The sequence below is a fragment of the Hoylesella loescheii DSM 19665 = JCM 12249 = ATCC 15930 genome, assembly GCF_000378085.1.
Taxonomy (GTDB): domain Bacteria; phylum Bacteroidota; class Bacteroidia; order Bacteroidales; family Bacteroidaceae; genus Prevotella; species Prevotella loescheii.
In genome coordinates this window covers 12,791-24,853 of the sequence record NZ_KB899223.1, presented here as the reverse complement: position 1 = coordinate 24,853, position 12,063 = coordinate 12,791, and the positions used below count along the sequence as shown (strand labels likewise).

The following is a 12,063-nucleotide window of genomic DNA, read 5'->3' as shown; positions in this document are numbered from 1 at the left end:
TTATAGGGCCTTTCGATATTCTATATTCACAACTTGCAAAGCATTGGTTGTTTATGTGCTGATAAAAAATGTTTGAAAGAAACGTTTGTTGTGCCAGACATAACCATGTTTCTTCCAATCTCGTTGGGCGATAATAAATAAAAGGTGTTCAGTATTTGCACATTGGCAACGCGCCAATCTATACGCCTTCCTCCTCTTCTATGGTGGTGTTACTGGTGCCCATTTCGCTTTGTGTGTCTAGTGTAGCATCCTTTTTGATGCTTACATCGCCAAATCTGGAAATCTTAACGACTAGTGGCACGTACTCGTCACTCGACTTATCGGGCGACCCAACACTGGCGGCAAAGTACATGTTGTCGCCGTCGCATTTGTCGTAAACCACGCCAAGCAATGCACCACCTTTGTAGCTGGCGTCAATTTGGTTGATAAAATCGGCTTTAGAGAATGTTCGGTTGAAAAACACCGTGCCGTCTTTGCGAAGTATTTTCACTGTGGCGCGGTTGTCGTAATACTTCTGTTCGCCATCGCTGATAAGGGGCAGCGACTTGTCGGCTTTGAATTCGGTGTCTACTGTGTAGCTGGCGCCAATCCATTGCACTTTTCGGCTTTCGCGATGGTCGCCCATAGCACGCGTTTCCTTCGCGCGTACAACAATCGGTTTGCGCGCGATAATATCGGTCTTTTCCTTTTTACCTCCACACGAGGCTAAGCAGATGGCCACGCTCATGGTAACGAGGGCCAAGAGATGTTTTTTCATTTGCATGTAGTTTTTTATTACGCAAAGGTAAGAAGAAATAGCGTAAAAAACGAAATGATGTGCACATTATTTACTACCTTTGCAGCATAGGTAACACATTCAGACGCATGTACAGAACGATTTTTATGGCATTGGCATTGGCCTTTACGGTCTTGGCTTGTTCGGATAAGAAAACCGAGCCAGCCCAAGAGGCTGCTGACACGGTGCCAATGATGGTGACACAACTGAAAAAATGTTCGCGACTATACACCACCGAGATACGCGTACACAAGATAATCACGCATAACGACGAGAAAACCATAAAGGGCTCGTTCCTTGGGAACAAGTTCAATATCAACCTGCCCCTAAGCAAACGGCAGGTGGCCATACCCATGGAGGCAACCTTGAAGGCGTATGTAGACTTCGGAAAGTTTAGCGAAGAAAATGTGATTAGACGTGGCGACCGCATCGAGATAACCCTTCCCGACCCGCAAATAGAGCTCACAGGCACGCGCATAGACAATAAGGGCATTAAACGGTACGTAGACTTTGCGCGCTCTAACTTCACCGATGCCGAGCTGACGGCCTACGAAAGGCAGGGCCGAGAGTCGGTTGTGAAGTCTATTCCCCAAATGAAAGTGATGGAACAAGCACGCCAGAACGCTGCCAACGTTATCATCCCCATGGTGGCACAGATGGGATTTAAGGAAGAAAACATAACGGTGAACTTCCGTAAGGACTTTAATTACGGCGACATTATGCGCCTTTTGTTGGGCAATACAGAAAGGAGAACTGGCAATGAGTAAGCTTCGCACCCTAATTTCGTTTGTTCCCTTCCGCTATTGGCTATACTTGGCATTGGCGGTTGTGTTGTTCGTGGTTGTTTGTGTGGCTGTTTGTCGCTGTGGAAACGACAATAGCCTAAGCGTGGTAAGCAACGACAAGATAGAACTTACACCCAATCAGATACAGCAAATAGAGGCTATTGGCGAGTGGGAGTTTTTGGCTATCGACGATGAAGAGTTGGTTGACACCGTTAAATACGGCTTCTTTGGCGACGATAAACTGGTGCGCATCTATTTCGGCACGCTGCGTTTGGGCGTTAATCTGCGCGAGGCAGGCCCACGTTGGCTGTCTATGCAGGGCGACACGCTTTGCGCTACGCTACCGCCCGTAAAGCTTTTAGACAACAATTTTATTGACGAGGCGCGCACCAAATCGTTTTTCTCAACGGGAACATGGAGCGATGCCGACCGCGACCGCCTTTATTATAAGGCTAATGCCATGATGCGCAAACGCTGTTTAACGCCTACCAATATGGCGTTGGCCGAGGAAAACGCTCGCGTACAGTTCACTAGCTTGCTGCGTTCGCTAGGTTTCGACAAGACGAAAGTTGTGTTCGACGAGGCCCAAACAGCAGCAAAGAAAGAGCGATAATAACAGGTTGTTAGGCTACAAGCGGTTTGTATTGCGACTACAAGTGTTTTGTAGTGTGACTACAAACGAGTTGTAGCGTGACTACAAACGAATTGTAGTGTGGCTACAAACGACTTGTAGTGTGACTACAAATGGGCTTGTACTGTGGCTACAAATGAGCTTGTACGCATACGTAAGTGATCATCGCGCTAGCATAAGCATGTTGTGGATATTGCAAACAGCAAGTTGATGCCGTTTGTTTATTAGGGTTAGTCGTTCCGTTTCCGCTTTGTATCAAGGTTTAACGGTTGTTTCAGGCATGCCAAAAGTTACCACCAAGGGCAGGTGGTCGCTAAATCCGCCAAGATATTTCGGACCTTGATAGGTTCGCCAAGGGCGTTTCCCTCCGTATTTTTCCTCGTCTTCCAGCAAGAAAGGGGCATCGAAAATACGGCAGGAAACGCCTTTTTCGTGCAGCAACCGACTAACATATATATGGTCTAAGCTACCCCATTCGCCTTGATAACGATAAGTTCCCTTTGCCCCGTTGTTGCCTATGGCGTTGGCCGACACATCCGTAAGGTCGTTGTCGCTGAGCAAACGCAAGGCGGGTGTGTCGCCATAGTCGTTAAAGTCGCCTGTAACCACGATGTTGGCGGCCCTGTTTCCTTGTCTAATCGAGTCGATGGCAGCGCACAATCGGCGTGCCACGGCCAACCGATAAGGGCGCGTGTTGGCTTCGCCACCAGCCCTGCTGGGCGCGTGAAGCACAAAAACGTGCAGCGTATCGCCCCCTGCGGTTACGCCATTGGCATAGAGAATGTCGCGTGTGGGACGCATGCCTGCAAGCGGATTAACGCGTAAGGCATAGCTTTTAACAAGTGCGAAGGTGAAGGGAGAGTAGAGTAGGGCCACGTCGATGCCACGAACATCGGGCGAATTGGTCATTACATATTCGTAGCGAGCCGTGCGAAGAAGCGAGCGACGTGTGAGATCGCGCAGCACGCTGTCGTTTTCCACCTCGCAAAGTGCCACAAGGTCGGGCAGACGCCATTGCTTACCTTCCCCTCCGCAGGCCACAATCTCTTGTCCAATGCGGTTTAGTTTCTTCCAATATCGTGAAGGAGTCCAATGCCGATAAGCTTCGGGCAGAAACTCATGGTCGTCTTTCAGACTGTCGTGACGGCAATCGAAAAGGTTCTCGCAATTGAGTTGCACCAGCGTAAAGAGAGATACGAGGAGCGTGCCAAGTGTTGTCATCTGGTTTTAGATTTGCTGCTAAGGAACAATCCCACGAGTATAAACACCGTGCCCACAATGAAATAGGGCGTGATGGTTTCGTGAAGCACGAGCCATGCAAACACAATGGTGGTGATGGGATTAACGTAAATGTAGTTTGTTGCACGCATTGCCCCAAGCTTACCCATTACCCATGTCCACGTGAGAAAGCAAATCATGGAACCCAATACGCCGAGAAAAAGCAAATGGCTGATAACGTCGAGGCGCGTAAGTGCGTGCAGCGGCGGCATCTCCGGCACAAGGATGTAGTAGGGAAGCATGGTGAGCAGACCGTAGAAAAACACCTTTCGAGTGATAAAAAGGCTGTCGTAGCGTTCGTTCATGCGCTTGATGATGATGGAATAGAAAGCCCACGCCAAGCAGGCAGACAGCGCCAGGAAGTCGCCTAGGGGCGAAAGGTGAAGCACGAACTTGCCGTTGAGTACCACCGTGGCCATTCCCACAAACGAGAAAAGCGTTCCCGCCACCTGCAAAGCCCCCAAACGGGTGCCACGAACAAGCAAACGCATGAGCACCATGGTGAATAATGGGCACGAACAGACGATGAGAGACACGTTGGTGGCTGTAGAAAAGCGCAACGCTTCGTTCTGCATCAGGAAGAATGCAGAGCCACCCGTGATGCCAAGTAGCATCATGCAGCCCTCGTCGGCAAGGCTGTCGCTCAACAATTTTCTACCTCCTGCCCTGCGCGGACCAAGAACTGCGAACGCCAACATCAGCAAATAGGCGATGATAAAGCGCAAGGTGAAGATATGCGCAGGCGAAAGGCCCGCGTAAATAAGAAGCTTGGTGGAGATGAATGTCGAACCCCAGATGGCCACCGTTACGAAGGCAACAATGTGATGAAGGAGGTTCGCCTGTGCTGTTATATGCTTCGACATGCGTGTTTGTTGATAAATAGCCAACGGCAAAGGTAGGTTTTTATTACAAAACAGCCAAACGAATGGGCCGATATTTGTAGTAATGCCTTGCAAACGATGGCTTAAGCAGGTTCAAGGAAGTTGCCTTTGAGGGTTTGTTTGGCTTTATTTTCAGTGGATTTCGCTCGCCTGTTGAAGAAGCATAGGGGGCTAAGCCACAGGGCGAGCAAGTGAAAGTTGCCAGATAAAGGCAAAAGGCCACCAAGGGGCTACTCGGTAAAAGTAGCTTTGAAGCGCAGCGGGGGATTTTCAGAACAGGCCTTACCTTACTTTGGGGATAGTGTCTGAACTCGCTATTAATATGTGCGTAAATGCCCTAATCTCGTGATTTATTCGTACCTTTGTAGCCCTATTAAAGAGCAAAAAAGAATAAATGGACAGAAGAAACAATACTTCAATACAAATGATTGCCGACTACGAGGGCGATATCAGCACGCTTTTCGACACGCCTACACCCGAAGTGGTGCCCATTTTGGCAACTCGCAATCTCGTATTGTTCCCCGGTGTGGTGACGCCGATACTTGTGGGGAGAACCGCAAGCGTAAGTCTTGTTAACAAGTTAAAGAAAGACCCCGAGCAGATCTTTGCCGTGTTCTGCCAGAAAAATGCCGATGTAGAAGAGCCTGGAAAGAAAGATCTCTTTCCACTAGGTGTGTATGCCAAGTTGGTTAGGGTGCTCGAGATGTCGGGACCAGGTAACAACATCACCGCCATTGTTCAGGGGTTGGGACGTTGCCAGCTTGAAGACGTGGTGAAACGCAAGCCTTATCTTGTGGGGCAAGTCACCAAGAAGCCCGAGATTTTTATCGACGAAAGCAGCAGCGAATATCATACGGCCATGGAAGACTTGCGCAACCAGACCGTGGAATTTATCAAGATGAACGAGGAAATGCCCGACGAGGCGCAGTTTGCCATCGCAAACATACACCACGACGTTATCGCTACCAACTTCATCTGCTCGAACATGCCCTTCGATATCAATGATAAGATGCGCATGTTAGAGGCCGATAACTCGCTCGAACGCGTGTATATCGCCCTCAAAACCCTAAACAAGGAGATGCAGCTGTTGCAGATTAAGCAAACCATACGTTCGAAAACGCGCGAAGACATTGACGAACAGCAACGCGAATACTTCTTGCAACAACAGATAAAGAACATCAAGGAAGAGCTGGGCAACGGTGAAGGCTCGCCCGAACACCGTGAATTGGAGGAGAAAGCGAAGGATAAGAAGTGGTCGGAAGAGGTGAGCAAGATATTCTATAAAGAACTGGATAAGCTCGATACACTAAACCCGCAAAGTCCTGATTATAGCATACAGCTCACATATCTGCAAACGATGGTGGGCTTGCCTTGGAACGAATACACCAAAGACGACCTCAGCATCAAGCGCGCCCAAAAGGTATTGGACCACGACCACTATGGAATGGAAAAGGTGAAGGACCGTATCTTGGAACATTTAGCCGTGTTACAGCTTAGCGGAGACCTGAAATCGCCCATCATTTGCCTTTACGGACCTCCCGGAGTGGGTAAAACCAGTCTTGGAAAGAGCATTGCCACGGCCATGAATCGTAAGTACGTGCGCATGTCGTTAGGTGGATTGCACGACGAATCGGAAATTCGTGGGCACCGCCGAACATACGTTGGCGCCATGCCAGGCCGAATTATCAAGAGCATCCAGAAAGCAGGCTCGTCCAATCCTGTGTTTATTCTCGACGAGATAGACAAGGTAACGCAGAACACTTTGCATGGCGACCCGTCGTCGGCATTACTCGAAGTGCTCGATCCTGAGCAGAACAATGCCTTCCACGACAACTATCTCGATGTTGATTTCGACCTCTCGCGCGTGCTGTTTATCGCTACCGCCAACGACCTTAACACCATTCCGCGCCCCTTGCTCGACCGTATGGAGCTTATCGAGGTGAGCGGTTACATCACCGAAGAGAAGATCGAGATTGCCAAACGCCACCTTGTGCCGCGCGAATTGCAGAACACGGGATTGGCTAAAAACGCCACGGAGAAGCCCAACTTCAACAAGGCGGCTCTTGAAAAGATTATTGAACAATACACCCGAGAGAGTGGTGTGAGGCAGCTTGAAAAGCAAATAGACAAGGCTTTGCGCAAAATGGCCTACCTGCGAGCCCTTAATGGCGAGTTGCCTTTTGCAAAAATAACGCCTGCCGAGATAGAGGGTTTGCTGGGCAAGCCACCTTATTACCGCGACATCTACCAAGGCAACGACTACGCTGGTGTGGTTACGGGTTTGGCTTGGACAAGCGTTGGCGGCGAAATTCTGTTCATCGAAACCTCGTTGAGCAAAGGTCGTGGGGCAAAACTGACGCTTACGGGTAACCTCGGCGATGTGATGAAAGAGTCGGCAGTGATTGCTTTGGAGTACGTTAAGGCCCATGTAGACAAGCTTGGCGTTGATTATCGCCTGTTCGACCAATGGAATATCCACATCCACGTACCCGAAGGAGCCACCCCGAAAGATGGTCCGTCGGCTGGTATTACCATTGCAACCTCCATCGCTTCGGCATTAACCCAGCGCAAGGTACGCAAAAATACGGCCATGACTGGCGAGATAACGCTTCGCGGAAAGGTGCTGCCCGTGGGCGGAATAAAAGAAAAGATATTGGCTGCAAAGCGCGCAGGCATTACAGATATTATGATGTGTCGCGCCAATAAGAAAGATATCGAAGAAATTCCAGAGAAATATCTCACAGGCGTTAAGTTCCATTACGTGGAGAATGTGCAAGACGTTTGGGACTTTGCACTGACAAACGAAGTGGTGGAAAATGCCATTAAGTTCGATATTGAAGAAGAGAAGAAAAAGGATTGATAGTTAGATGAAATTCGAATTGCAACATACCGACACGGCGTCGGACGCTCGAACGGGCATCATCACCACCGATCACGGACAAATAAAAACACCCGTGTTTATGCCCGTAGGCACATGCGGGTCGGTGAAGGGTGTGCATTTTAGCGAGCTGCGCCAGCAGGTGAAGGCCCAAATAATACTTGGCAACACCTATCACCTTTATCTTAGGCCAGGCCTAGACGTGCTGAAAAAGGCAGGCGGACTGCATAAGTTCAACACGTGGGATAGGCCCATACTCACCGATTCGGGTGGTTTTCAAGTGTTCTCGCTCACTGGCATACGTCGGTTAACCGAGAATGGTTGCGAATTTCGTTCGCATATCGACGGCAGCAAGCACGTGTTCACACCCGAAAGTGTGATGGACACCGAACGAATAATAGGTGCCGACATCATGATGGCATTCGATGAGTGTCCCCCGGGCAATAGTGATTACGCATACGCAAAGAAAAGTTTGGGGCTAACACAGCGTTGGTTGGATCGCTGTTTCAAACGTTTTAGCGAGACAGAGCCACTTTATGGCTATCTGCAAAGCCTCTTTCCCATTGTGCAAGGTTGTACTTACAAAGACCTTCGACAAGAGGCGGCCAAGCATGTAGCCGATAAAGATGCCGACGGAAACGCTATCGGCGGACTGGCAGTTGGCGAACCAACCGAGGTGATGTATGAGATGATAGAGGTTGTAAACGAGATTCTGCCTAAAGATAAGCCCCGTTACCTCATGGGCGTTGGTACACCGCAGAACATTCTCGAAGCTATCGAGCGTGGTGTAGACATGTTCGACTGCGTGATGCCTACCCGAAACGGGCGTAATGCCATGCTCTTCACCTACCAAGGTACAATGAACATGCGCAATAAGAAGTGGGAAGACGACTTCTCGCCCATTGATCCCGACGGCTGCGAGATAGACCGCATCCACTCGAAAGCCTACTTGCACCATCTGTTTAAGGCGCAAGAGCTGCTTGCCATGCAAATAGCCAGCATCCACAACTTGGCTTTCTACCTGCGACTGACGGCCGATGCCCGCTTGCACATTGAGCAAGGCGACTTCGTGCAATGGAAAGCTAGTGTGATCGACAACCTTAACCGACGCGTATAAGGCGGCAAAAAGAAATGAAACGAATGCAAACAAGACGCTATATCAAGCAGTTGAGGCTATGGCGCATGAGGCAAAAGTGGGTGGCATGGCTCGTTACTCACCTAGGCTTTTTGCGTGTTTTGGCACCTTCGCGCTACCTTAAGATACTCGATTGGTACATCATTCGCAAGTTCATAGGCACATACGTCTTCTCGATATTGCTTATTATCTCTATCGCCATCGTGTTCGACGTAAACGAGAACTTGGCTAAGTTCACCCAATTTCATGCGCCATTAAAGGCCATCGTATTTGATTACTACGCCAATTTCGTGCCTTACTTCGCCAATTTGTTTAGTCCGCTGTTCGTATTTATTTCCGTTATCTTCTTCACTTCCAAGCTAGCAGGCACGTCAGAAATCATTTCGATGTTGGCCGCAGGCGTCTCTTTCAATCGCCTGATGCGTCCTTACATGGTGTCTTGCTTGCTTATATCGGGTCTTTCGTTCTATCTTAGCGGTTACGTAATACCCCATGGCACGGTGATAAAGCAAAATTTCGAGTCGATGTATAAGAACAGCAAGAAAAATACTTCGGCCGAAAACGTGCAGCTGCAAGTGGATAGGGGCGTGATAGCTTATATTCAACATTACGACGACAAGGCTAAACGGGGATATGGCTTCTCGTTAGATAAGTTTGAAAACAAGAAACTGGTGAGCCACATGACGGCTTCCGAGATACAATACGACACCATTAGCGACTCAAAATATCATTGGCAGGTGTCTAATTGGCGTATTCGCGAGATGAAAGCCTTGCGCGAGAAGATAACATACGGCGACCGAAAAGATACCCTAATCATGATGGAACCGGCCGACTTGGTGTTTTCTAAGGGTCAGCAAGAAACCTTCACCAACCCCGAACTCTCTGCCTACATCTCCAAGCAGATAGGGCGGGGTAGCAGCAACGTGGTGCAATACGAGGTGGAATACCACAAACGCATCGCCGCTTCCTTTGCTTCGTTCATCCTAACCACCATTGGCCTGTCGCTTTCGTCGCGCAAACGCAAGGGTGGAATGGGGCTCTACCTCGGCATCGGCCTAGCGTTGAGCTTCGGTTACATACTGTTGCAAACCGTTTCGGCTACGTTTGCCGTGAACGCCGACACACCTCCCATGCTCGCGGCATGGATACCTAACCTGCTCTTTGCCGTTGTGGCCTACTTCTGTTACCGCAGCGCGCCCAACTAATGCAGGATAAACACAATTTGAATTAACGACAAACTGCCCAAGGCAAGAAGATTATTATATTAAAAAAGACGGCACGAGGAAAGAAGAAAATGTGCCTTACACAACATGACATTTGAAGAATTAGACTTAAACGACAACGTTCTCGACGCACTTTACGATATGCGTTTTGAAACGTGTACGCCCATTCAGGAACATTGCATACCCCAGATTCTAGAAGGAAAAGATATCTTGGGTGTGGCACAGACGGGCACGGGCAAGACAGCCGCTTACCTCCTACCCATCATGTCGATGCTCGACGATGGCGGGTTCCCACACGATGCCATCAATTGCATCATCATGTCGCCGACAAGAGAGTTGGCGCAGCAAATCGATCAGGCTATGCAGGGATTTGGTTACTATCTAGATAGCGTGAGTAGTTTGGCCATTTACGGTGGAAATGACGGCAACCGCTACGACCAAGAAATAAAATCGCTGCGCTTAGGGGCAGATATCATCATCGCAACACCTGGTCGTTTCATCTCACATATTCAGCTTGGCAATGTGGATTTAAGCAAAGTGTCGTTCTTTGTGTTAGACGAAGCCGACCGTATGCTCGACATGGGTTTCTCGGAAGACATCATGACCATTGCCAAACAGTTGCCACCAACCTGCCAAACCATTATGTTCTCGGCCACGATGCCACCTAAAATAGAGCAGTTGGCTAAGACATTGCTCAAGAATCCCGTTGAAATTAAACTCGCAGTAAGCAAACCTGCTGAGAAAATAGCTCAGAAAGCCTACCTGTGTTACGAACCGCAGAAGCTCAAAGTGCTGCAAGACATCTTCAAGGCAGGCAGCCTTAATCGCGTGATAATCTTCTCGGGCAAGAAACAAAAGGTAAAGGAGATTAACCGCGCCTTGGTGCGAATGAAGGTAAACAGCGACGAAATGCACTCCGACCTCTCGCAAGAAGAACGCGACCGCGTGATGTTCAAGTTCAAGAGTGGTGCTACCGATGTGCTCGTTGCAACAGATATTCTGTCGCGTGGCATCGATATCGACGATATCACGATGGTGATCAACTACGATGTTCCGCATGATGTTGAAGACTATGTACACCGCATTGGCCGAACGGCACGTGCCGAACGAGATGGTGTTGCCATAACCCTCATCAGCGACCAAGACGTTTATTACTTCCAACAAATCGAACGTTTCTTGGAGAAAGATATAGAAAAGGTGCCGCTGCCCGATGGCATTGGCGACGGTCCTGAATATAAAACAGCGCCGCGAGCACAACAAAGAGGTGGCGCAAGAGGTTCGCATGGTGGCCGACAAAGGCATGGACGCTCGCATGGAGGGCATAATCGCAATGCGAAACCCACGAACCAACAGGCTAATGGAGGAAAGAACAACCGCTCGCGGGGCGGCTATAATCGCCGAAAACCCAATAAACCCGCAGACAATGCATAGCCAGATCGGTTTTAGAGGCCGGCTTAACGTGGCATAGCCATCAATGCGAAACTTCTAGAATAAGCCCAATACACCAAAGGTCAGCACGAAAATGAAGACGCAACTGTCTATTCTCATCCCCACCTACAACTATGTTTGCCTGCCACTAGTTCGCGAACTGCACAGGCAAGCAAGTGCCATTGGTGGCTTACAGTTCGAGATTGTGGTGGCCGAAGATGGTAGCGACCAACCCGAAACGATTGCACGAAATGCCGAAATCATGGCTTTGAGCCATTGTAAGCACATTGTTCGTGAGGAGAACGTTGGACGCGCGGTTATCCGAAACCACTTGGCAGACGTAGCTAGCATGCCTTGGCTACTCTTTATAGACAGCGATATGCGCGTGGTTTCACCTCTTTTCGTGGAGCGTTATTTGCAAACGGCCGACGAATGGAGCGTGGTTTACGGCGGAAACACCACCAATGGCGGTGCCTGGAACGACGAACGACTGCTGAAAGTTCGCTACGAACAGGCAGCCGAACGCCATTTTACACCCCAACAGCGTGCCAAACGTCCCAATCAGAACCTCAATACGTCTAACATTCTAGTGTCAAAGCGCGTCATGCAGGCCGTTCCGTTCGACAGTCGCTTTCTCACCTACGGCTATGAAGATGTGTTTTGGGGTATGTCTTTGGCGCAAAAAGGCATTGATGTAGCCCATATCGACAACCCCGTTGGCTTTAATCATTACGATAACAACGTGGTTTTCGTGGGTAAAACCATTGAAGGGCTTCATACGCTCTATGCCTTTCGAACCGAGTTGGCTGGTTTCTCGCCTATCGTTCGTCTAGAAAGGCGATTGCGCCGATGCCGATTAGATGGCGCGGTATTCACGGTTTTAAACTGGATGATGCCTTTATTGCATCGGCGCATCATAGGCTTTAAGCCCTCACTCACAGCCTTCAAGCTATTTAAACTGTGCACTTATCTGCGCATTTCGCAAGCCGATGCAGCCTCTAAAACCTAAAAAATGAAGTTTGTAACACGTATGGGCCGATGCAATGAGC

Annotated in this window: 10 protein-coding genes; 7 read left to right on the top strand and 3 right to left on the bottom strand. The window is 49.2% G+C overall.

The features are described from left to right. Positions 1-178: 178 nt before the first annotated feature. Positions 179-763 (bottom strand): DUF4738 domain-containing protein, encoded by a 585-nt coding sequence (locus tag F453_RS0111985; RefSeq protein WP_009236069.1) that lies wholly within the window; start codon positions 761-763, stop codon positions 179-181. A 101-nt stretch (positions 764-864) separates the two neighbouring features. Between F453_RS0111985 and F453_RS0111980 the strand changes: the two genes are divergently transcribed. Further along, entirely contained in the window at positions 865-1,542 is a 678-nt protein-coding gene (locus F453_RS0111980) for a DUF4230 domain-containing protein (RefSeq protein ID WP_018968228.1), read from the top strand. Next, a complete protein-coding gene (locus tag F453_RS0111975) occupies positions 1,535-2,173 on the top strand; it encodes a DUF4230 domain-containing protein (RefSeq protein ID WP_018968227.1) in 639 nt (212 codons plus the stop codon). The genes F453_RS0111980 and F453_RS0111975 overlap by 8 nt, the downstream gene beginning before the upstream one ends. 273 nt (positions 2,174-2,446) lie before the next feature. Here F453_RS0111975 and F453_RS0111970 read toward each other — a convergent pair whose 3' ends face one another. Beyond that, entirely contained in the window at positions 2,447-3,412 is a 966-nt protein-coding gene (locus tag F453_RS0111970) for an endonuclease/exonuclease/phosphatase family protein (protein ID WP_018968226.1), read from the bottom strand. Further along, the gene (locus F453_RS0111965; protein WP_018968225.1) at positions 3,409-4,332 is read right to left on the bottom strand and encodes a DMT family transporter; all 924 of its coding nucleotides are present in this window, start codon (positions 4,330-4,332) and stop codon (positions 3,409-3,411) included. The genes F453_RS0111970 and F453_RS0111965 overlap by 4 nt, the downstream gene beginning before the upstream one ends. Positions 4,333-4,744: 412 nt before the next feature. Here F453_RS0111965 and lon point away from each other — a divergent pair, with 412 nt between their 5' ends. The 5 genes from lon to F453_RS0111940 all read left to right on the top strand — a co-directional run bounded on the left by lon (position 4,745) and on the right by F453_RS0111940 (position 12,023). Continuing rightward, positions 4,745-7,210 (top strand): endopeptidase La, encoded by a 2,466-nt coding sequence (gene lon, locus F453_RS0111960; RefSeq protein WP_018968224.1) that lies wholly within the window; start codon positions 4,745-4,747, stop codon positions 7,208-7,210. A gap of 7 nt (positions 7,211-7,217) precedes the next feature. After that, positions 7,218-8,345 (top strand): tRNA guanosine(34) transglycosylase Tgt, encoded by a 1,128-nt coding sequence (gene tgt / locus F453_RS0111955; protein WP_018968223.1) that lies wholly within the window; start codon positions 7,218-7,220, stop codon positions 8,343-8,345. A gap of 14 nt (positions 8,346-8,359) precedes the next feature. Then, the gene (locus F453_RS0111950) at positions 8,360-9,568 is read left to right on the top strand and encodes an LptF/LptG family permease (protein WP_018968222.1); all 1,209 of its coding nucleotides are present in this window, start codon (positions 8,360-8,362) and stop codon (positions 9,566-9,568) included. A 105-nt stretch (positions 9,569-9,673) separates the two neighbouring features. After that, on the top strand, positions 9,674-11,017 hold the full coding sequence (locus F453_RS0111945) for a DEAD/DEAH box helicase (protein WP_018968221.1): 1,344 nt from the start codon (positions 9,674-9,676) through the stop codon (positions 11,015-11,017). 91 nt (positions 11,018-11,108) lie between these two features. Continuing rightward, on the top strand, positions 11,109-12,023 hold the full coding sequence (locus F453_RS0111940; RefSeq protein WP_018968220.1) for a glycosyltransferase family 2 protein: 915 nt from the start codon (positions 11,109-11,111) through the stop codon (positions 12,021-12,023). Positions 12,024-12,063: the final 40 nt, after the last annotated feature.